The sequence below is a fragment of the Acidobacteriota bacterium genome, assembly GCA_019347945.1.
Taxonomy (GTDB): Bacteria; Acidobacteriota; Thermoanaerobaculia; order Gp7-AA8; family JAHWKK01; genus JAHWKK01.
The window spans coordinates 1-20,375 of sequence record JAHWKK010000031.1 but is presented as its reverse complement, the minus strand read 5'-3'; the positions used below and the strand labels follow the sequence as shown (position 1 = coordinate 20,375).

Genomic DNA, 20,375 nt, shown 5'->3' with positions numbered 1-20,375 from the left:
TCTGCCATGGACATCGATCAGGCGTCATTCAATTTCAGCCCGACAGCCGGCATCGCCGTCGCGGTCATGGTGGGCTTTCTCGTGTTCGCCGTGGCGCTGGACCTGACGTGGGAGCAGTTCCGCCGTATCCTCAGAAGCCCCAGGGCGCCGCTTATCGGACTCGTCGCGCAGTTCATTATCCTGCCCGGTGTCGCTTACGGATTCGGCCGCATGATGGCCGACACGCCGAGCATCGCGCTCGGCCTGCTGCTCGTGGCCTGTTGCCCAGCCGGGGCGCTGTCGAACTACCTTACCGGCGTGGCGCGCGGCAGTGTGGCCACGTCGGTCAGCATGACGGCGGTTTCGACGCTGTTCAGCATCGTGGCCACGCCGCTGCTGTTCGGATTCTGGGCGGCGATGAATCCCGCCACCAGGGCCGTCCTCCAAAGAATCGAGATTGATCCCAAGCGGGTGGTCATGGTGCTGCTCATCATGTTGATCGTGCCGGTGGCAGCCGGAATGCTCATTCGCGCCAGGCGGCCCGGGACGGCGAACAGGATTCGCCTGTGGTCGCGCCGCGTCGCCGGGGGCGTGTTCGCCATTGTGGTGGCGATCCTGCTGTTGGGCAACATCAAGGTGCTCGGCGCGTTCGCCAATTCCGCGCTGCCTCCGGTTCTATTCACGTTCGCCGTCGCGGCGGTGCTGGGCTGGTCTCTCGCCCGGGTTTCCGGCCTTGTGGCCGGCGACCGCCGCGCGGTGACACTGGAGGTCGCGTTTCAGAACGTCGCACTGGCTGTCGGTTTGGCAGTAGCGTTCTTTCCCAACCTCGCGGGAGTGGCGATCACCTCGATCCTGTGGGGCGTGGTTCACCTCGTCTTCGGATTCGCCCTCGCCGCGGTATGGGCCCGCATACCAGCCGTGGATGCGGCCAAGAGCGCGCTTTCCCCCGCAGGCTGACCGGCGCTCCCAGCCGTCCGATTCGTTGCCGAGCGCTGCCAGGCAGTCCGAGTGCGCCATGTGCGTGAGCTCCGCACCTCTTACGCCTGGGCGTTAGGCCTCCTACTCCGGACCGAGCCTAAGATACCCGGGCGATGCGACGATGGATTCGATGGGTGGCGGGAACGGTGGTTACGCTGCTCCTGGTGTGGTTGGGGTTCGCGGCGATCGTGCGGCCGTCAAATGATCGCGACTGGACCATCGATCAGTCGCGGCTGGCGACGGCAGTCGTCGACGATCCGCTCGTCACCATCCGCAACGTCCGGAACTTCGATTACAAGTCGGAGACAGACCTCACGCCGTGAGCTGACCTCTGGGGTCAGGTCTTTGTTTTTTGTGTGGCCTACGAGGAGTAGAAAGTTTGCCCTAGTTGGGTGCTGGATTCTACGATCGGTGGAATCGACCGAAAACCGAAGACCTGACCCCAAAACCGAGACGCGAACGAAGGGTGTAATGAAGATGACTGAGAAGCCTGATCGTGACGAGATGAGAGACGAGTATGACCTTCGCGGTGGCGAACGAGGCAAGTTTTACGACGAGTACCAGCGCGGTACGAACGTGATCTTGCTCGACTCCGACCTGGCGAAGGTCTTCAAGGATTCCGCCGTCGTCAACCAGGCTCAGAGAGTACCTCGAGGAGCACGGAAGTCCTCCCGAGGTTGAAGTAGCGCGCTAACCAGGCGTTGCAGTGCTGCGTCGACCACCTATAGGGGGGTCACACCTTCGTTTTTCTGGATCGCTTTTCTCCCTGGAATGGAAACTTTCGTCACAACTCTCCACGAAGAGTAGGATGCCTGCGAGGCAGAATGAGGGTCGAGTCGAAAAACGAAGGTGTGACCCTCACCTCCGATCGTCGGCCCGTGCGCCGAAAATCAAAGACGTGGCCCCGCTTTTTTTGAGCCTGGAGGCAGGGAAAGCCGAAGGTCGATCAATTCTCCGGATGCGGCATGGTCATGGCCATCGCGGTCCTTGCACGGTCGCGTGTCAGCCGCCGTCCGCGAATTCCGGGTAAAGCGTCATGCCGCCGTCGACGAAGATCGTCTGGCCGTTCACGTAATCTGAGTCGTCGGAGGCGAGCCACACCGCTGCCTTGCCGATGTCGTCCGGCAGGCCGATACGTCCGTAGGGAATCAGCTCGAGGAGCTTGGTCAGCGCCTCGGGCGTCTCCCAGGCGGCACGGTTGATCGGTGTCGCGATCGCGCCCGGACCGATCGAATTCACCCGGATCTTGAGGGGGGCCACTTCCTGAGCGAGGGATTGCATGAAGAGCTTGACCCCGCCCTTGGAGGCCGCATAGTTCACATGCCCGGCCCAGGGAATGACCTCGTGCACGGAGGACATGCAGATGATCTTGCCGAGCGCCCTGGAATACGACTTCTGGCCACGGCGCACGAACTCCCGCACCGCGAGCTGCGAGCACAGGAACATGCCGGTGAGGTTGATGCTGATCACCCGGTTCCACTGGGCGAGCGTCATGTCGGTGAAGGCCGCGTCCTGCTGTAACCCGGCGTTGTTCACCAGGATGTCGATGGTGCCGAGCTTCGCGATCGTCTCGTCGAACATGGCCTTCACGTCGGCTTCCTGGGAAATGTCCGCTTTCACCGCGAAGGCCTTGCCGCCGGATGCGGTGATCTCGTCCACGACTTTCTCGGCGCCCGCAAGGCTCGAGGAGTAATTCACGACGACTTCGGCGCCGGCCTGGGCGAGTGCCAGCGCCACGCCCGCGCCGATGCCCGAGCTTGCTCCGGTCACGAGCGCCTTCTGGCCCACGAGGGGTTGGTAGGTCATTGCACTTCCTCCACTGTTTTCTTCTGTTTCTTCTGTTTCTTCTGTTTCTTCTGGTTTGCCTTCGTGGCCTGCGCCGGTTGCTCGTCGCGCCATTCGTCGATGAGCGAGGCGACGAGCCCGGTCCAGCCGGTCTGGTGCGCCGCGCCCAGCCCCACGCCTGTGTCGCCGTGGAAGTACTCGTGGAACTGCAGGTAATCGCGCCAGTGCGGATCGTTCTGGAACCTCGCGATCGAGCCGTACAGCGGGCGCTCGCCATTCGCGTCGCGCACGAAGATGCTGATGAGGCGGTCGGCGTGGGTCCTGGCGAGCTCGCCGATGGTCCACACCCGGCCCGAGGGATCCTCGATTTCGAACTGGTCGCCGTAGGCCTTGCCGAGCTTGCGCAGCGACTCGATCATCAGGAAGGCGGTCGGGAACCAGATGGGTCCTCGCCAGTTCGAGTTCCCGCCCTTGATCTTGCAGTCGGCCTCCCCGGGCTCGTAGGCCACCGTGGCATCGCCGAGCACGAAGGGGTTGCGGCCGTGGGCCTTCGAGAGGCTGCGCAGGCCGTAATCGGAGAGAAACTCCTCCGGATCGGCCAGCCACTTGAGCATGCGTCCGAGCTGCTTCTGGTCGACGATCGTAAGGGCGAGCGTCTCGCCGGCCGCGCCCGGGATGCGGCTCACGCAATGCTGCGTGAGGTCGCGGCGGTTGTTCATGAACCAGTCGAGGCTGCTCTTGAACTCCGGGAACTGCGCCACCCAGTCGGTCTCGAGCCGCTCGACCGCGTAGAGCGGGATGAGGCCCACCATGGAGCGCACGCGCAGCTTCTGGAAGTTGCCATCCGGATAGCGCAGCACGTCATAGAAGAAGCCGTCCTCCTCGTCCCACAGGTTGTAGTTGCGCCCGCCCATGTGCTTCATGGCGGCACCCACGTAGATGTAGTGCTGGAAGAACTTGGTCGCGAGCCCTTCGTAGGTCTTGTTCTCGCGCGCGAGCTCGAGCGCGATGCGCATCATGTTCAGGCAGAAGAGGCCCATCCAGCCGGTGGCGTCGGATTGCTCGAGGACTGCCCCCCCGGGGAGCTTCTCGGAGCGGTCGAACAGCGTGATGTTGTCGAGCCCGAGGAAGCCGCCCTCGAAGATGTTGTTGCCGGACGAGTCCACCTTGTTGATCCACCAGGCGAAGTTGATGAGCAGCTTCTGGAAGCACTTTTCCAGGAAGACGCGATCCGCCTTGCCCGAGCGGATGCGGTCCATGTTGTAGACGCGCCAGACGGCCCAGGGATGCACCGGCGGGTTGAGGTCGGAAAACTCCCACTCGTAGGCCGGGATCTGCCCGTTGGGGTGCTGGAACTGCTCGAACAGCATGAACCAGAGCTGCTCCTTGGCGAAGTCCGGATCGATGAGGCAGATCGCCACCGTATGGAAGGCGAGGTCCCACGCCGCGAACCAGGGATACTCCCATTTGTCGGGCATCGAGAGCACGCGCATGGAATTGAGGTGCTTCCAGTGCTTGTTGCGGCCGTGCTTGCGCGAGGCAGGGGGCGGCATCTTCGGGTTGTCGCCCTCGAGCCACTTGGCCACGTCGAACAGGTAGTTCTGCTTGCTCCACATGAGGCCCGCGAAGGCCTGGCGCTGCACGCGCTTTTCGTCCTCGCTCGCTCCATGCGGGTGGATGGCCGCGTAGAACGCGTCGGCTTCGGTGCGCCGCTGCGTCACGATCCGGTCCACCTCGGCGGCAATGGCCGGGGCCCCGGCGCCGGAGGAGAGTCGCAGGCGCAGGACGGTGGAGCCGCCCGCCGGCACGTCGCGGATGTAGTGGAGCGCGGCCTTGGTGCCGCGGTGCTCCGGGTTCACGGCTTCGCGCTCCGCGTTCACGATGAACCGGTGGAACGCGTCCTTCGTGTGCCGTGGCCCGTCCTCGGAGCCGTAGAGCCGGCGCGTGTTGGTCTCGTTGTCGGTGAAGAGCGGCTCGCCATCGGCCTCGCCGGAAAGCACGCGCTTGCCGAGTTTGTACTGGAAAGGCAGGTTGTCCAGTCCATCGGCATCGCTGTCGTCCGCGACGACGCTCACCATGCCCTCCGTGGGCGCGCCCGCGGCGATCACCGGCCGGCGCTTCGGCACCTCACCCCAGGACCAGATGTTGCGAAACCACAGCTGCGGCACCAGGTGCAGCGTAGCCGCGACCGGTCCGCGATTGAACGCCTCGATTCGTACGCACAGGTCATCGGGGCCGGCCTTCGCGTACTCGACGAATACGTCGAAGTAGCGGTTGTCGTCAAAGACCCCGGTGTCGAGCAGCTCGAATTCGGGCCCCGAGCCGGCGCGCCGGCCGTTCTCGGACACCAGCCAGCCGTAGGGATATTCCGCCTGCGGATACTTGTAGAGGTACTTCATGTAGCTGTGCGTGGGCGTGGAATCCAGGTAGAAGTAGTACTCCTTCAGGTCCTCTCCATGGTTGCCCTCGGCCGGCACCAGGCCGAACGCGCGCTCCTTCAGGATCGGGTCGCGCCCGTTCCAGAGGCCGAGCGAAAAGCACAGGATCTGGTAGCGGTCGCAGATGCCGGCAAGGCCGTCCTCGCCCCAGCGGTAGGCCTTGGAGCGCGCCATATCGTGGGTGAAATGCGTCCAGGCGTTCCCCTCGGCGCTGTAGTCCTCGCGCACCGTGCCCCACGAGCGCTCGCTCAGGTACGGTCCCCACTTGTGCCAGTCCTCGCCGCCGCCGCGCATTTCTTCCAACCGCTGCTTTTCACGGGATGCCATCGCTCTCCTTTGGGGCCTGTTGTGGCACGCATGATAGCGTGTCGACCGCAACTCTCGGAAATACAACCGGACAAGGAGCGCGAGCGCGATGTCCCCGACCCGCCCCAAGCCGTGGCGACTTCATCCGCACCTGTACCAGATCAACACCTGGGCGTGGCTCGAAGAGCTCGGCGCGGCAGCCGGTCGCCCGTTCACGCTCGCTGACGTACCTGACGCCGAATGGGATCACCTGGCGGGGCTCGGCTTCGATTTCGTGTACCTGCTCGGCGTATGGAAGCGAAGCATCGCCGGACGGCGCCATTTCCGTACCGACGCGGCGAACTTTCGCCACTTCGACCGCGCATTTCCCGGATGGACGCTCGAGGCGGTGGTCGGCTCGCCTTTCTCGATCACGGAGTACGCCCCGGACCCGCGCATCGGCGACTGGGCAGCCCTGGACGCGGTTCGCGCGAAGCTCAACGCCCGTGGCATGCGACTCATCCTCGATTTCGTACCCAACCACCTCGGCCCGGACCATCCTTGGATCGACTCCCATCCGGAGTATTTCGTCGGCGGCAGCCAGGCCGACTACCAGCGCAATCCCGCGTCATTCATCCTCGTGGAGCCGGCCGGGCGCTCGCCGTACTTCGTCGCCCGCGGGCGCGATCCCTACTTCGCGCCGTGGACCGATACGGCCCAGGTGAACTACTTCGAACCGGCAGCGCGCGCGGCGATGCTGGAGGTGCTGCGCTCCGTGGCCCGGCATTGCGACGGGGTGCGCTGCGACATGGCGATGCTGGTGCTGAACGACGTGTTCGCGCGCACCTGGGGTCGGCTGCTCAGTGGCCCACCGCCGGCGGACGAGTTCTGGCCAGCCGCGATCGCCGCCCTGCCGCAGGACTTCCTGTGGATGGCCGAGGTGTACTGGGACATGGAAGGCACGCTCCAGGACCTGGGTTTCGACTTCACCTACGACAAGCGCCTGTACGACCGGCTGCGTGCCGGAAATGCGCACGAGCTTCGCGCCCACCTTTCGGCGGACATCGCCTACCAATCGAAGCTCGCGCGCTTCCTGGAAAACCACGACGAACACCGCGCGGCGGAAGCCTATGGACGTGCGCGCCTTCCCGGCCTGGCGGCGCTCATCGCCACGCTGCCGGGGCTGCGCTTTTTCCACCAGGGCCAGTTCGAAGGCCGCTCGGTGCATCTGCCCATGCCGCTCAATGCGGCGCGCGCCGAGTCGGCCGATCTCGCGCTGCGTGCGGTCTACGAACGCGTGCTGCACGCGACCGACGATGCGCTGTTTCATGCCGGGACCTGGTCGCTCGTGCACGCCGCGCCCGACAGCGACCGCAGCCACGAGCAGCTTCTCGCCTGGAGCTGGCGCCTTGACGACGGATACGCACTGGTCGTCGTCAACATGTCGGCCGCGGCGGCGCAGGGGCGCCTGCCGGTTGGCGCCCAGCTTCCCGCCGGCGCGCGCTTCCACTTCGTCGATGCGCTGGACGACCGGTACTACGAGCGCGAACGCGGCGACCTCGAGGCGAACGGGCTCTTCGTTCGCCTGGACGGGCACGCTGCGCACCTTTTCCGGGTGGCCGCGGCCGCTTGAGGCAGCCTCTAGAGGACCAGCTGCGCGCTCGTCTCGTGCAGGCGCTTCGCGAGCTGGCGCAGGAGCCGCTCGGTCTCCGTCGGGTGCTCGGCGATCACGTGCTTGAAGTTCTGCTCGGTCACCATGCGCAGACGTGAGTCGCGCGACGCGACCACCGTGGCCGAGCGCGGCAGGCGCAGGAGCATTCCGAGCTCGCCGGCCCATTCTCCCGGGCCGAGCCGCGAGAGCACGCGCTCGCTGCCGTCCTCGGCGCGCTTGCGCACCTCGAGCTCGCCTTCTTCGATGACATACGCGAACACGGCCTGCTCGCCTTCGCGCATCACCACGCGCCCGGCGGGAAATACTTCGTAGGCGCACTGCAGGAAGATGCACCGGTAGCGCTCCGTGTGGAACAGCTTGGCGCAGCCGGGGCGCTCGGCCGTGTCGACCGTCCGGGCGAAAAGGACCACCGCTGCGATGGCGCCCACCGCCGGTGCGATCCAGTAGAGCCAGTGATGCTCGAACCTTGCGCTCACCAGCGCCGGCGCGAAGCTGCGCGCCGGATTCAAGCCCGTGCCGGAGATCGGCGCCTCCACCCAGACGAGGAATGCGACCAGCGCGCCGGCGAGGAACGGGGTGGCGGCGGCAAAGCGCTGGTTGCTCACGCAGAAAAGCACCAGGAAGACCAGCAGGAAGGTGATGACCGCCTCGGCGAGGAACGCCTCGGGCACCGAGTAGCCGGCGCCCGGAAGGGTAATGCCCCACTGCACGCTCTCGGCCGCGGCGCCGCCCACCATCGCGACGATCCACACGCCCAGGAGCGCGCCGGCGATCTGCGCGCCGGCGTAAGCGAACAGGTCGGGCGGTGCCACCTGTCCCTTCCACCAGAAGGCAAGCGTCATCGCCGGATTCAGGTGCCCGCCACTGCGTTGCCCCAGGCGCGAGATCACCACCAGCGTCGCCCCGCCCGCGAAGAGCACTCCGGTGGCGAGGCGCCGCAGGGCTTCTGAAGGGATCAGCTCCGTCATCATCGAGCCTTCGGACCACATGAAGACGATGGCTCCGGTGCCGATGGCCATCATGATCGCGGTGCCGGCAAACTCCGCGAAGTACTCGGGCAGATGCTCCTTCATCAAGCACTCCTCCTTGGGAATGGGACGAGCGGCATTATGCCCGCTTACGGGCCGGCGCGCGCTACCGGATCAGGGGAAGGGAACCGAGATGCCTCGCTGCGCTCGGAATGAAGGTGTGACCCTCTACACTCTCTAACTGTCATTCTGAGCGCCGCGAAGGATCTCGCCTTCTGCATCTTCGGACCACCGATCACACCAGCATCCGAGACTGTCGTTTTCTGGATCGCTTTTCTCCCTGGAATGGAAACTTTAGTCACATCTCTCCACGAGGAGTAGGATGCCTGCGAGGCAGCAATGAGGGTCGAGTCGAAAAACGAAGGTGTGACCCTCACCTCGATCCAGGCGATCCGGTCCGCGTTAAGTTAGGATTCGAGGTTTGACCCCAACTTACATGTGGCGGTTCGAGGTTTGACCCCAACTTACATGTGGCGGTTTGATGGGGGCGAGTGTTGCCCATGTCTCAGGATAAACTTGGTAAACGCCAATGAAACTCGATCATCCCCAACTCGTCCGCTCACTCCAGACGGCTTACTCGGCGGAGAAGGCGGCTTCGCTCGCGTACGTCGGCCACGCTGCCTCGCTTCGGGATCCATTGGAGAAGGCCGCCGTCCGACGAATCGAGCAGGACGAGTGGGATCATCGAGAGAACGTCCTCCGGATCATGGCGAGGTACGACGTTCCAATCTCGCGGTGGCTCGAGATCAAGTATGAGCTCATCGGACGGACCATCGGACTGGCCTGCCACGTGATCGGTCGCTTCATGCCCTACTACTTCGCCGGCCGACTCGAGAGTGGAAACGTCTGCGAGTACTACATCATGATCCGCTACTTCCACGACCTCGGCATCGAGGCGCACGACGAGATCCTTCATGAGATGGGTCTCCGCGAGAAAGAGCATGAGGTCCATTTTCTCGAGATGGTGCGAAACGACCGGTGGCTTCCGCTCTTCGAGAACGTGTTCTCCTGGGGGGCGCAGAGGAGCCGCAATGACGTGGACCTCGACGAGCCGCTGGCGGCGGGAGTGTCGGAGCGCTACTGTCCGACATTCAGATCGAGGAAGTCGAAACAAAAATAAACGGCGCCAATCTGGAGGCCAGCGCCGTCTCGTGAGTCATGGACATCGATCAGGCGTCATTCAATTTCAGCCCGACAGTCGGCATCGCCGTCGCGGTCATGGTGGGCTTTCTCGTGTTCGCCGTGGCGCTGGACCTGACGTGGGAGCAGTTCCGCCGTATCCTCAGAAGCCCCAGGGCGCCGCTTATCGGACTCGTCGCGCAGTTCATTATCCTGCCCGGTGTCGCTTACGGATTCGGCCGCATGATGGCCGACACGCCGAGCATCGCGCTCGGCCTGCTGCTCGTGGCCTGTTGCCCAGCCGGGGCGCTGTCGAACTACCTTACCGGCGTGGCGCGCGGCAGTGTGGCCACGTCGGTCAGCATGACGGCGGTTTCGACGCTGTTCAGCATCGTGGCCACGCCGCTGCTGTTCGGATTCTGGGCGGCGATGAATCCCGCCACCAGGGCCGTCCTCCAAAGAATCGAGATTGATCCCAAGCGGGTGGTCATGGTGCTGCTCATCATGTTGATCGTGCCGGTGGCAGCCGGAATGCTCATTCGCGCCAGGCGGCCCGGGACGGCGAACAGGATTCGCCTGTGGTCGCGCCGCGTCGCCGGGGGCGTGTTCGCCATTGTGGTGGCGATCCTGCTGTTGGGCAACATCAAGGTGCTCGGCGCGTTCGCCAATTCCGCGCTGCCTCCGGTTCTATTCACGTTCGCCGTCGCGGCGGTGCTGGGCTGGTCTCTCGCCCGGGTTTCCGGCCTTGTGGCCGGCGACCGCCGCGCGGTGACACTGGAGGTCGCGTTTCAGAACGTCGCACTGGCTGTCGGTTTGGCAGTAGCGTTCTTTCCCAACCTCGCGGGAGTGGCGATCACCTCGATCCTGTGGGGCGTGGTTCACCTCGTCTTCGGATTCGCCCTCGCCGCGGTATGGGCCCGCATACCAGCCGTGGATGCGGCCAAGAGCGCGCTTTCCCCCGCAGGCTGACCGGCGCTCCCAGCCGTCCGATTCGTTGCCGAGCGCTGCCAGGCAGTCCGAGTGCGCCATGTACGTGAGCTCCGCACCTCTTACGCCTGGGCGTTAGGCCTCCTACTCCGGACCGAGCCTAAGATACCCGGGCGATGCGACGATGGATTCAATGGGTGGCAGGAACGGTGGTTACGCTGCTCCTGGTGTGGTTGGGGTTCGCGGCGATCGTGCGGCCGTCAAATGATCGCGACTGGACCATCGATCAGTCGCGGCTGGCGACGGCAGTCGTCGACGATCCGCTCGTCACCATCCGCAACGTCCGGAACTTCGATTACAAGTCGGAGACAGACCTCACGCCGCGCTGGGAACAGCGCACCTATGATCTCCGCGAGCTAGAGACCGTCTGGTTCGTCGTGGAGCCCTTCGGCGGCTGGGGCGCATTGGCGCACACCTTCGTCAGCTTCGGCTTCGAGAACGACGAATACGTCGCGATCTCGGTCGAGATCCGGAAGGAGCAGGGGGAGTCGTTCTCACCATTCCGAGGACTGCTGCGACAGTACGAGCTCATGTACGTCGTCGCCGACGAGCGCGACCTGATCGGACTTCGCGCGAATCACCGCCGCAACGACGTCTTCCTCTACCCTATCCGCACGACACCCGATCGGGCGCGCGCGATGTTTCTCGACATGCTCGGCCGTGCGAATCAACTCGCCGCCGAGCCCGAGCACTACAACACGCTCACGAATACCTGCACGACGAATCTCGTGTCACACGTCAACACGATCGCCCCCGGACGGGTGCCGCGCCTCCAGCGCGGCGTGATCCTGCCGGGACACTCCGACGAGCTCGCCTTGGAGCTGGGCCTGATCGATACGGACCTTTCGCGGGAGATGATCCGCGAGCGGTTCAGAATCAATGAAGCCGCGGAGCGGTTCGCGGACGATCCCGAGTTCTCCCGCAGGATCCGCGGGGTTGAAGAGTGAAGAGTGGCCGACTGAATGGACAGGGGTGGCGGTCCACTGTCTTGTCCACTCTTCCGTCCACTCCTCTGTCCACTCCGCTTCAAAGCTCGGCAGGACCTCCCTCACAGCCTCGCCCACGCGTCGTAGGTTTCAAAGAGTGCCTGGCGCAGGTCGCCCCGGTGTTTTCGCCACAGGTGCTCCGCGGAGGGGAAATCGGCGGGGCGGTCGGGCGCGAGCTCGTCGAGGATTCCCTCGAGCAGCTCCGGTGAGGTTCCGCAGTGAAGGATCGTCGGGAGCAGCCCTTCCCGGTGAGACGTGATCAGAAGAACACCGGCGTTTCGGACGCTCACCCTCAGCCGGAGCCACGAGCTGAGCGACAGCTGTTCCGCGCCGTCGACGAGCACGGCCGTTCGCCCGTCTGCCGTCGCGAGCTTTCCGGCGAGTTTCCTCGGGAGACGTGACTCACCGAGGTGGAGTGTGATGCGCAAGACCGAATAGCCTTCGTCGATCAGAAGGTCACCGATCTCGCCGAGAAGCGTCGACTTTCCTCTCCCCTCGCCGCCGACCAGCGCTCCTCGCATCTTCCGCGCGCGGAGCCGCGCGAGAAGCTCCTCCATCGAATGACCGTCGGGAAAGCGATAGCGCACCCGGTCGAAACGTCCCGCGGCTAATGGATTGTCCCGAGCTCGCATTTTTCAGCAGGTCGAGGCGTCGCCGGCGGTTCTTCGTCGCTCGGCGTTCAACTCACGTCCTCCCGGCCTTCCATCTTGTCGATCCGCGCTTCACGACCCCCTGGCCCGACCGTGAGCTCGACCCTTCCGGTTGCACCGGACGGTTCCGCCACGGCTTCGATCGCCCAGATCAGCGAGATCAGCTCACCGGAAAAGCTGTACGGTCCCGGCGGCAGCACGAAGCGAAACGGAGTCTCGCCGGATGGTGAGCTCCCGGCGACAGTCGCCTCCTCGATGATCGAGAGATCCCGATCTCCCTTCCCCTCCGTATACCAGAACAGGCGCGTGTGCACCGACCTCGGAGCGGAGGCGAGGCTCCAGTGAACCGACCCCGAAATCTCGCTTCCCGGCTCGAGCGCCGTCTGCCCGTCGACATCGACTCGGATGCTGTCCATCAAACCATCCCCTTCGGTCGGACCGTCAGCTCAAACTCTTCGCTCACGTCGGGCCAGCGGGGGACGTCACCCTGAACCGACAGCAACCAGACGATTCGGTTGTTCGCTCCATCGAAGCTGTGCATCGTTCCCTCCGGAACATCGATCGTGGCCTGCCCCGAGGCGATCGCGAGATTGTTCGTCTGCTCGATGATGACATGCTCGAAGAAGGTGCTTCTGTCGGTGTGGGTATTGGTGCCTCTTCGATAACGCGCTTCCTCCCGTCCTTCGAGCTTCACGATCAGCTTGCGGATCCGGTCCGCCTTTCCGTTGAAACTCCAGGCGAGCGAGGTGCTCCCGCCGAGGACCAGCGGACCCCCCAGCCGCATCGTGATCCGCGGGTTCGCCAACGCCAGCGCGTAGTACGGAACAGAGAGGAGGATCACAAGCCCCACGAGGGCGAAAATGCCCATGAACACGATCAGGCATCCCTCGCGCTCGTCTCCGGCGATGATTGCGAAGTAGATGATCGGCCAGACGATCCCGTTCCAGAGGATCGCGGCGAAGAGCGACCCGATGAATCGCCCCTTCGGGCTCGTCTTCGCCTCGAGCACGTTCGGATCGCTTCCGGTTTCCGTCGAGTTCGGCATGAAGCGCTCCCGCTCGAGCGCGCTCGTCGGAGGAGCCTGCTCCTCATCGTCCGAGCCCGGCAGCCAGTCGGCGCGCCGCTGGGTATGAAGCTTTTTGCCGATGGCGCCGAACGAGCCGAGCACTCCGAGGAGGCCGATGACGACGAAAACGAGTGGCAGGAGGACGAAGAGCGCTTCCCAGCCGACCTTCCGAGCGAGTACTGATTTCTCCGGATCGTTCGGATCCACCCAGCAGGGAGTCTCGGACCCGACCGGGTAACGCTCCACGACATCGGCCTTACCCTGGTAGCCGCTGCTCGAGCCGAACGAGGAGAAATGATATCGATCGCCCGAGTACTCCTCCCCGTTCCACTCGTAGCGATACCGGATGTCGATGCTGTAAGTGCTGCCGTCGCTACCGGAGTGCACGCCGACTTCGCTGGAGGTCACGGTGCATCGAGTTTCTTCCCAGTTGCTGCTGTCGATCAGCCCCCAGAACATGAAGCCGAACGGAATCATGAAGCCGAGCCCGAAGAGCAGAAAGATCCCAAAGACGATCCGCCCGATGTTCTTTGGGCCCCGCTGGCTGGAAGCGCTTCCGGTGATCGACTCGACCGGCCCCGCTGCAGACACCGCGGCAGCTCGCGCCCTGCGATGGCGAAGTCTCAGGTTGTAACCGATCGAGATCGAGACCAGAACGATGAACGCCGCGAAAATGATCTCGGGGGGTATCGTATCGGCCGTCGGATTACGAATCCAGTCCCGGAAGGAGCCAGGCCGCGATGCCGAGTCCGATCAGCGGCGGAAGGATGCAGCCACAGCCGGCTCCGCCGGACTTCTTGACACTGGTTCGGGATGTTAAGCGCGGATCCATTCGCGGAGCGACCGGTCGCGAACGCTAGCACGACGCGACGGCGCAATCAATCGATCGAAAATGACCCCGTGGATGGTTACTGGACGGAAGAGTGGACAAGAGAGTGGACCCGCCACCACCGTCCACTCAGTCGTCCACTCCTTTCGTCCACTCTTCTGTCAACTCCGCTAGATTGCGCGTCTCAATACTTCACTGTGCAGCCGTACGGCTGACTCGTCGGTACGCTGACCGGCTTGCCTGCCATCGCCTCCTGAAGCGCGATGTCGACGTGCGGGCGGGCCGTCTTCAGGTCGGCGGCACGTGCAGTCGGTTTGTCATCGATCCCGCCCATGTAGACGACGTTGCCCTCCGGATTGATCACGAACATGTGCGGAGTCGTGCGTGCGGCGTAGGCCCTCCCGACCGTGCCTGCTGAGTCGACGAGCACGGCATGAGGTACCGCCTTCTTTTCTTTCGTCAGCTCGTTGGCGCGCTCATTCGGAAAATGGCCCTGCTTGCCGGGCGCCGAGGAGACGACCGAGAGCCAGACGACACCCTGGTCGGCGTACTTCTTCTGCAGCGCCTGCATCACTCCGTTGTCGTAGTGCTTCCGCACGTAGGGGCAGTCGTGATTCAGCCACTCGAGAACCACCCATTTGTCGCGGTACTCGTCGAGAGAATGCGTCTCGCCGTTGGTGTCCGTGACGCTGAAGCCCGGAGCTGCCTTGCCGATCTCCGGTGCCGCCATCAACGTGCCTGCCATCATCAGCGCGACCGCCGCCATTCCGATGCTGCGATAGAACTTGTTCATGAACCCTCCTCGTGGATTGTGATTGCTCGAGCTCAAATCTCAGTATTTGACGTTGCAGCCGTACGGCTGACTCGCCGGAACGCTGACCGGCTTGCCTGCCATCGCCTCCTGGAGCGCGATGTCGACGAGCGGACGGGCCGTCTTCAGGCGGTCGGCATTCGTAGTCGGCGTGTCATCGATTGCGCCCATGTAAACGATGTTCCCCTCGGGATTGATCACGAACATGTGCGGAGTCGTGCGTGCGTGGTAGGCCCTGCCGATCGTCCCTGATGAGTCGACGAGCACGGCATGAGGTGACGCATTCTTTTCTTGCGTCAGCTCGTTGGCGCGCTCATTCGAGTAATGCCCCTGCTTGCCCGGCGCCGAGGAGACGATCGAGAGCCAGACCACATCCTGAGCCGCGTACTTCTTCTGCAGCGCCTGCATCGTTCCGGTGTCATAGTGGTTCTTTACGTAGGGGCAGCCGTGATTCAGCCACTCGAGAACCACCCATTTGCCGCGGTACTGGTCGAGAGAATGCGTCTGACCGTTGGTGTCCGCGACGCTGAAGCCCGGAGCCGCCTTGCCGACCTCCGGTGCTGGGCCATCGAACGATGCTGTCGCTTCCTCCGCGCACGCCACCACCATGACTGCCATCAGCAGCGCGACCGCCGCCATTCCGATGCTGCCGTAGAACTTCTTCATGAAACCTCCTCGTGAATCGTCATTGGAATTGGGAAAACGTCTCTATGAGCATCCCCGGACTGAGGATCTCGGGAAGTAGACGGGGCGGGGCAGATGGATCGGCCTCGTAGACGACGTACAGCGGGACGCCCGACCTGCCGAACGAGCTGAGCGCGCGTGTGATGGCATCATCGCGGTTGGTCCAGTCGGCCTTCAGCATGGCGATGTTGCGTTCGCCGACAATTCTGCTCACCCCGGCGGAGCTGAAGGCGACGCGTTCGTTCACCTTACAGGTCAGACACCACGCGGCGGTGAAGTTGATGAACACCGGGCGTCCTTCGGCACGCAGTTCCGCAACGCGCTCTTCCGACCACGGCTCCCACTGCACATCCGAGCCGTCCTGCAGCACTCCTGCGGCGTTCACTTCGCTGCTGACCGGCTCCGCAGTCACGCTCAGCATGAATCCGGAAGCGAGCAGGGCGACGGCGACGCTGCGAGCCGTGGCCGTGGTGCGGGATGATGCATCGAGAGTCGACCAGGAGCCCCATACCCAGGCTGCTGCTCCGACCAGAGTCAGTCCGAGAAGAAGCCGGAGGATGCCGTCAACGCCGGTCTGGTGGCCGAAGACCCACACCAGCCAGGCTACGGTAGCGAACAGTGGAAACGCCATCAGCTGTTTGAACCGAACCATCCACTGTCCAGGCCGCGGCAGAAAGCGGAGCAGCGCCGGCCAGAGGGACAGGGCAACGTACGGAGCCGCCATTCCGGCGCCGAGCGCGGTGAAGATCAGGAGTGCGGCCAGGGCCGACTGAGTGAGGGCGAAGCCGAGTGCCGCTCCCATGAAGGGGGCCGTGCACGGAGTGGCGACCACCGTCGCCAGCATCCCGTTCAGCCCACTGGTGCGGTAACCCGCTCGTCCCGCCGCGGCGCCGCCGATTCTCGTCAGCGAGGTACCGATATCCATCACGCCGGAAAGCGAAAGTCCGAGGCCGAACAGGAGGAACGCCATGGCTGCGACGAACGCGGGGGACTGCAGTTGAAAACCCCAGCCGATCTCTTCGCCGGCGGCGCGAAGCGCGAGAAGAAGTCCTGCCAGGATCCAGAACGCGAGGAGCACTCCGCAGGCGAAAGAAAGGCCGTGGAGCCGCACGCGCCTGGGCTCGTCCCCCGAGTGCTGCATGAACGCGAGGATCTTGAGCGAGACGACCGGGAACACGCACGGCATCAGGTTGAGGACCATTCCTCCGAGGAAGGCCAGGCCGAGAGCAATCAGAAGTGTGAGCGGCGGACGCGCGGAGGTCACTGGAGCAATCGCGAAAGCCGCATCGATTGGCGCGTCGATCTCGACCGCCACCGGCCCTCCCGGAACCCAGCCGGCGGGGGCGTGGAGCACTCCGGAGAGTCGCCGGAGGTCGTCCGCCGCGTAGGGTGACCTCGTGAGCTCGATGGTGAGCTCACCGTCGCGGAGGGAGACCGGCTGGGGTGCGCTGTATTCGATGAGCGGACCGGTCGCGGCGAAAAAGCTGATCCCCGGCTGCTCGATGCGGAATCCCTCCGGAGGCCGGGCCCGGAGGATGATGCGGTCGTCCTGTTCGGCGGCTCGGATTTGCCACCCATCGGAGGGGACCGGGAGGGTGGCGGTGCTGCGGTCGAACAGAGTTGCGGACGCACCGGGGGTGGAGGGCTCGGCCGCGACCGGTACGTCGATGCCGAGGGTTACTTCCTCGGGGATGCAGATCTCCTCGCAGACCATCCAGTAGACATTGGCGGTAATCGAAGCGCTGCTTCCCGCGACGACCGTAGCCGGAGCCCGCATCGGCACCATGAGAAGAACGTCGCCTTCATAGCCGTAGGTCGTGAGCGGTTCCATGGAGATCCGCTGCGGCTGCGGCCAGAGGATCGGTCCTGCGGTGAAGCCATCCGGAAGAACCCAGTCGATGGTGGTGGGCTCGCCCGAGTCTCCCGGATGCTTCCAGTAGGTGTGCCACCCCTCCTTCATCCGGAGGTGCAGCCCCACGCGGAACTCCTCGCCGGGACGTACGTGACTGCCGCCGAGGAGCAGCTCAGCGGTGACGTGCGGGGTGGAGACCGGTTCCCCGAAGCTCGGGAGAGCCGCCAGCGAAGCGATCAGAAAGATGATGGTGCTGCGGAGCATTCGGTTCCACATCATACGGATATGACGTTTATCCGTATGTGTCGCTTCTGAAAGGATTTCGAGGACGATCGGCATCGATGAAGCCGTTGTGAGGTCTTCGTGGCTTTCCATGATTGCTGTGCCTGCCGCTGCATACGGTCCAGCTCCAGGTATGGTTTCGGCGGAGATTCTTTGCGGCCGCGCCCGAATCAACCACCTGCGTGCCGTCGCTGCTCTCGAGAAAGCTAATTTCCGAGTGGTACGTCAAGGCAGGCAATCGTCATGTTCCGACGGGACGCGCATCGTCACCATTCCCCGCCATAACGCTGTGACCACCCATACGACGGGTAGTATCGCAAAGGATGCGGGATTCACTCCGGAGGAATTCCGAAGGCTCTTGTAGAGTCATGGCATCAAGTTGTGGGTACTGAACGCATGACGCGACACCTGACCTTGATCGGCGCGGCCAGCAGCCTCGGCATCAAGCCGTACGACGATGGCACCATGCGCCATGTCGATCGCGCGCCGGCCACGCTGCGACAACTCGGGCTCGGGGCCGCACTCGGCGCCCGCGACGCCGGCGACGTGCTTCCGGAGCCTTACCGCGATTTCGTACGCCCGCCCGGTGGCGTGCGCAACGAGCCTGAACTCGTGCGATACTCGCATCTGCTCGCCGAGCGCGTGGCGACAGTGCTTTCCGAAGGCGGCTTCCCCATCGTGATTGGTGGCGACTGCAGCAACGTCCTCGGCAGCCTCCTCGGCGCGCGCCGCGCCGGCCAGCACCGCGTCGGACTCGCATACATCGACGCGCACGCCGATTTCGCGACTCCCGCCGACTCGGCAACGGGATCGGCCGCCAGCATGGACCTCGCCCTGGCGATAGGCCGCGGCAGCTCGCCGCTCGCGACCCTGGACTCAGAGCGTCCGCTCGTTCGGGCAGGCGATATCGCCCTGGTCGGCCGCCGCGATGACGCCGATGGTCTCTGGTACGGCCACGAGGCGCTCGCCGAGTCGGAGATCCTCGATCTCCCGATGCCGCTCGATGCTGTGGGGCTCGGCGCGCTTGCGGCGCAGATGCTCGCGCGCGTCGCGGCGCCGGGAGTGGATGGCTTCTGGATCCATGTCGACGCCGACGTGCTGTCGCCCGAGGTGATGATCGCCGTGGACTCGCCGGAGCCCGCTGGTCCCGACATCGAGCAACTCGCTACGCTGCTCGCGGCGCTCGTGGCGAGTCCCAAGGCGATCGGTCTCCAGCTCACGATCTATGACCCGACGCTCGACCCCGGTCTCGACTGCGGGCGGCGGCTCGTCTCGCTACTGCGCGCCGCTTTCGAAGGACGCATCGTCCCGGTGCCCAGATGATCATTTGGGGCGCCGAAAATAGGGTCACACCTTCGCGGGCTGTCGCTCGAATCGATTCTCGTGAGGGCGTTGTAGAATCCTGAGTACCAACGCAGCCGGGGGGGGACGAATGGCTAACACTCCCGAGTACGGTCGTGGGGACTCTGCCGTCCGGGAAGTTGGGGTCGCACCTTGAAACATAACTTACCGGGGTTGCCCGGCGCGGCGCTCCGAGGTACGATCACGCTCCACTCGGTCACCCGGCAACGATTTGGCCTTCATCCGGCGCTCGTTTGTCCCGCCAGCTCAGAATCGACTTTCCTGGCGCGATCCACCACATCACCTCGCGCGGCAATGAGCGGCGTGTCATCTATCGCGATGACAGGGATCGGCGGCGATTCCTGAAAATTCTCGAAGAGGTAGTAACGCTTCGGCGCTGGATCCTTCATGCGTGGGTTCTGATGTCGAACCACTATCACCTGCTGATCGAGACACCCGAGATCGGTCTCTCGCCCGGGATGAAGCGGTTGAATGAGACCTATGCGATGTGGTTCAACACGCGTCATGATCGGGTCGGGCATCTCTTTCAGGGGCGGTTCAAGAGCATCCTGGTTGAGCGGGAATCGCATTTACTGGAGCTGACGCGGTATATCGTTCTGAACCCGGTACGCTGCCACGCCGTCAAATATGCGGGCGACTGGCAGTGGAGCAATTACCGCGCGACTGCCGGGCTGACGAAGACGCCCTCCTGGCTCGAGACGCAGAGTACGCTCTCGAATTTCGGCACTGGCGACAGCGGCCAGTCGCGCGAGAGCTACAGGCGATTCGTGGCCGATGCCAGAGGAGCGTCGTACAAGCCGTGGGAGATGCTCATCGGTCAGATCTATCTGGGAGGGGAAGCGTTTTGCGAGATGATGCAAACGATCGTGTCGTCCGAAGCGAGAAGCCGGGAACATCCCCGAGCTCAACTCGAGATCGTACGACCGACTCTGGATCACGTGATCGAGCTCGTGCTCAGGGAGTTTGACGAGACGCCGCAGGGCCTGCGCCGGAAGAACCGTCGGCCGGGGCGCAAAGCATTCGCGCAACTCGCCTATCGCGACTGCGGATTGACTCATCGAATGATTGCGGAGTACCTCGGAGTCTCCGAGCCCGCAGTCTCGAAGATGATCCAAAAGTGCGAGCAACTCGAGGGGAGCGACCATGAGTTCCGCCGGTCGATCGAGGCGATTCGGTGCGCGTTAAGTTAAGATTCGAGGTTTGACCCCAACTTACCCAACTTACCTTGTCTGTTTCGCACATCACTAAGGGAAAAGAGACAGATGGACCGACAGGCTGGCCGGGTGTAGGCAAATGAGTAACGAAGTACGACTCCGCGACGTCGATCCCAACGACCTTCCCATCTTCTACGAGCAACAACTCGATGCCGACGCCACGCGCATGGCCGCCTTCGCCGCCCGCGACCGCGCAGCCTTCGACGCCCATTGGGCGACAAAGATCCTCGGCAACCCTGCAGCGGTCACGCGAACGATCCTCCTCGACGGCCAGGTCGCGGGCAACATCGGGAGCTGGCCCCAGGACGGTGTCCGCCTCGTCGGCTACTGGATCGGCAAGGAGCATTGGGGCAAGGGTGTCGCGACCC

General features: G+C 64.0%; 19 protein-coding genes. 10 read left to right on the top strand and 9 right to left on the bottom strand.

Features of this window, described 5'->3' with window-relative positions:
• Nucleotides 1–6: 6 nt before the first annotated feature.
• The 3 genes from KY459_15120 (at nucleotide 7) to KY459_15110 (ending at nucleotide 1,638) form a co-directional block, all read left to right on the top strand.
• Nucleotides 7–936 (top strand): bile acid:sodium symporter family protein, encoded by a 930-nt coding sequence (locus tag KY459_15120; GenBank protein ID MBW3566041.1) that lies wholly within the window; start codon nucleotides 7–9, stop codon nucleotides 934–936.
• Nucleotides 937–1,070: 134 nt separating this feature from the next.
• A complete protein-coding gene (locus KY459_15115; GenBank protein MBW3566040.1) occupies nucleotides 1,071–1,280 on the top strand; it encodes a hypothetical protein in 210 nt (69 codons plus the stop codon).
• Between the two features lie 148 nt (nucleotides 1,281–1,428).
• The gene (locus KY459_15110) at nucleotides 1,429–1,638 is read left to right on the top strand and encodes a hypothetical protein (protein ID MBW3566039.1); all 210 of its coding nucleotides are present in this window, start codon (nucleotides 1,429–1,431) and stop codon (nucleotides 1,636–1,638) included.
• A gap of 321 nt (nucleotides 1,639–1,959) precedes the next feature.
• Here the strand turns inward: KY459_15110 and KY459_15105 are convergent, their stop codons facing one another.
• On the bottom strand, nucleotides 1,960–2,763 hold the full coding sequence (locus tag KY459_15105) for an SDR family oxidoreductase (protein ID MBW3566038.1): 804 nt from the start codon (nucleotides 2,761–2,763) through the stop codon (nucleotides 1,960–1,962).
• Nucleotides 2,760–5,507, bottom strand: a complete 2,748-nt coding sequence (locus KY459_15100) for a glucosidase (protein ID MBW3566037.1) — start codon at nucleotides 5,505–5,507, stop codon at nucleotides 2,760–2,762. The genes KY459_15105 and KY459_15100 overlap by 4 nt, the downstream gene beginning before the upstream one ends.
• 88 nt (nucleotides 5,508–5,595) lie before the next feature.
• Between KY459_15100 and KY459_15095 the strand changes: the two genes are divergently transcribed.
• Nucleotides 5,596–7,098 carry an alpha-amylase gene (locus KY459_15095; protein ID MBW3566036.1) on the top strand — a complete coding sequence of 501 codons (1,503 nt, stop codon included), beginning with the start codon at nucleotides 5,596–5,598 and terminating at the stop codon, nucleotides 7,096–7,098.
• Nucleotides 7,099–7,106: 8 nt separating this feature from the next.
• Here the strand turns inward: KY459_15095 and KY459_15090 are convergent, their stop codons facing one another.
• Nucleotides 7,107–8,210 carry an aquaporin gene (locus KY459_15090; GenBank protein MBW3566035.1) on the bottom strand — a complete coding sequence of 368 codons (1,104 nt, stop codon included), beginning with the start codon at nucleotides 8,208–8,210 and terminating at the stop codon, nucleotides 7,107–7,109.
• A 484-nt stretch (nucleotides 8,211–8,694) separates the two neighbouring features.
• On the opposite strand from KY459_15090, the gene KY459_15085 reads away from it, so the two are divergent.
• The 3 genes from KY459_15085 to KY459_15075 all read left to right on the top strand — a co-directional run bounded on the left by KY459_15085 (nucleotide 8,695) and on the right by KY459_15075 (nucleotide 11,218).
• A complete protein-coding gene (locus tag KY459_15085) occupies nucleotides 8,695–9,285 on the top strand; it encodes a hypothetical protein (GenBank protein MBW3566034.1) in 591 nt (196 codons plus the stop codon).
• A gap of 38 nt (nucleotides 9,286–9,323) precedes the next feature.
• Nucleotides 9,324–10,253, top strand: coding sequence for a bile acid:sodium symporter family protein (locus tag KY459_15080; GenBank protein ID MBW3566033.1), 930 nt, complete (start codon nucleotides 9,324–9,326; stop codon nucleotides 10,251–10,253).
• A 134-nt stretch (nucleotides 10,254–10,387) separates the two neighbouring features.
• Nucleotides 10,388–11,218, top strand: coding sequence for a DUF4105 domain-containing protein (locus KY459_15075; protein ID MBW3566032.1), 831 nt, complete (start codon nucleotides 10,388–10,390; stop codon nucleotides 11,216–11,218).
• A 101-nt stretch (nucleotides 11,219–11,319) separates the two neighbouring features.
• On the opposite strand, the gene KY459_15070 is transcribed toward KY459_15075, so the two are convergent.
• The 6 genes from KY459_15070 to KY459_15045 all read right to left on the bottom strand — a co-directional run bounded on the left by KY459_15070 (nucleotide 11,320) and on the right by KY459_15045 (nucleotide 17,413).
• Nucleotides 11,320–11,889, bottom strand: a complete 570-nt coding sequence (locus KY459_15070; GenBank protein MBW3566031.1) for a hypothetical protein — start codon at nucleotides 11,887–11,889, stop codon at nucleotides 11,320–11,322.
• A gap of 47 nt (nucleotides 11,890–11,936) precedes the next feature.
• Nucleotides 11,937–12,323, bottom strand: coding sequence for a hypothetical protein (locus KY459_15065; GenBank protein MBW3566030.1), 387 nt, complete (start codon nucleotides 12,321–12,323; stop codon nucleotides 11,937–11,939).
• On the bottom strand, nucleotides 12,323–13,564 hold the full coding sequence (locus KY459_15060; GenBank protein MBW3566029.1) for a DUF3592 domain-containing protein: 1,242 nt from the start codon (nucleotides 13,562–13,564) through the stop codon (nucleotides 12,323–12,325). The genes KY459_15065 and KY459_15060 overlap by 1 nt, the downstream gene beginning before the upstream one ends.
• A gap of 422 nt (nucleotides 13,565–13,986) precedes the next feature.
• Entirely contained in the window at nucleotides 13,987–14,595 is a 609-nt protein-coding gene (locus tag KY459_15055) for a thioredoxin family protein (GenBank protein MBW3566028.1), read from the bottom strand.
• A 39-nt stretch (nucleotides 14,596–14,634) separates the two neighbouring features.
• Nucleotides 14,635–15,252: a thioredoxin family protein gene (locus tag KY459_15050; protein ID MBW3566027.1), complete on the bottom strand. Its 618-nt coding sequence runs from the start codon at nucleotides 15,250–15,252 to the stop codon at nucleotides 14,635–14,637.
• A 46-nt stretch (nucleotides 15,253–15,298) separates the two neighbouring features.
• A complete protein-coding gene (locus tag KY459_15045; GenBank protein ID MBW3566026.1) occupies nucleotides 15,299–17,413 on the bottom strand; it encodes a thioredoxin family protein in 2,115 nt (704 codons plus the stop codon).
• Nucleotides 17,414–17,827: 414 nt separating this feature from the next.
• Here KY459_15045 and KY459_15040 point away from each other — a divergent pair, with 414 nt between their 5' ends.
• The 3 genes from KY459_15040 to KY459_15030 form a co-directional block, all read left to right on the top strand.
• Nucleotides 17,828–18,754, top strand: coding sequence for an arginase family protein (locus KY459_15040; GenBank protein ID MBW3566025.1), 927 nt, complete (start codon nucleotides 17,828–17,830; stop codon nucleotides 18,752–18,754).
• A 272-nt stretch (nucleotides 18,755–19,026) separates the two neighbouring features.
• A complete protein-coding gene (locus KY459_15035) occupies nucleotides 19,027–19,983 on the top strand; it encodes a transposase (GenBank protein ID MBW3566024.1) in 957 nt (318 codons plus the stop codon).
• Nucleotides 19,984–20,086: 103 nt separating this feature from the next.
• Nucleotides 20,087–20,375: GNAT family N-acetyltransferase (locus KY459_15030; protein ID MBW3566023.1), on the top strand; the 289-nt coding region annotated here is incomplete at its 3' end.

Bases quoted from the DNA above. Each gene is read 5' to 3' on its own strand.
- KY459_15055 (MBW3566028.1), bottom strand. From the start codon at position 14,595: ATGAACAAGTTCTATCGCAGCATCGGAATGGCGGCGGTCGCGCTGATG.
- KY459_15045 (MBW3566026.1), bottom strand. From the start codon at position 17,413: ATGCTCCGCAGCACCATCATCTTTCTGATCGCTTCGCTGGCGGCTCTC.
- KY459_15050 (MBW3566027.1), bottom strand. From the start codon at position 15,252: ATGGCGGCGGTCGCGCTGCTGATGGCAGTCATGGTGGTGGCGTGCGCG.
- KY459_15065 (MBW3566030.1), bottom strand. From the start codon at position 12,323: ATGGACAGCATCCGAGTCGATGTCGACGGGCAGACGGCGCTCGAGCCG.
- KY459_15070 (MBW3566031.1), bottom strand. From the start codon at position 11,889: ATGCGAGCTCGGGACAATCCATTAGCCGCGGGACGTTTCGACCGGGTG.
- KY459_15075 (MBW3566032.1), top strand. From the start codon at position 10,388: ATGCGACGATGGATTCAATGGGTGGCAGGAACGGTGGTTACGCTGCTC.
- KY459_15090 (MBW3566035.1), bottom strand. From the start codon at position 8,210: ATGAAGGAGCATCTGCCCGAGTACTTCGCGGAGTTTGCCGGCACCGCG.
- KY459_15080 (MBW3566033.1), top strand. From the start codon at position 9,324: ATGGACATCGATCAGGCGTCATTCAATTTCAGCCCGACAGTCGGCATC.
- KY459_15040 (MBW3566025.1), top strand. From the start codon at position 17,828: ATGACGCGACACCTGACCTTGATCGGCGCGGCCAGCAGCCTCGGCATC.
- KY459_15115 (MBW3566040.1), top strand. From the start codon at position 1,071: ATGCGACGATGGATTCGATGGGTGGCGGGAACGGTGGTTACGCTGCTC.
- KY459_15095 (MBW3566036.1), top strand. From the start codon at position 5,596: ATGTCCCCGACCCGCCCCAAGCCGTGGCGACTTCATCCGCACCTGTAC.
- KY459_15085 (MBW3566034.1), top strand. From the start codon at position 8,695: ATGAAACTCGATCATCCCCAACTCGTCCGCTCACTCCAGACGGCTTAC.
- KY459_15100 (MBW3566037.1), bottom strand. From the start codon at position 5,507: ATGGCATCCCGTGAAAAGCAGCGGTTGGAAGAAATGCGCGGCGGCGGC.
- KY459_15120 (MBW3566041.1), top strand. From the start codon at position 7: ATGGACATCGATCAGGCGTCATTCAATTTCAGCCCGACAGCCGGCATC.
- KY459_15105 (MBW3566038.1), bottom strand. From the start codon at position 2,763: ATGACCTACCAACCCCTCGTGGGCCAGAAGGCGCTCGTGACCGGAGCA.
- KY459_15110 (MBW3566039.1), top strand. From the start codon at position 1,429: ATGAAGATGACTGAGAAGCCTGATCGTGACGAGATGAGAGACGAGTAT.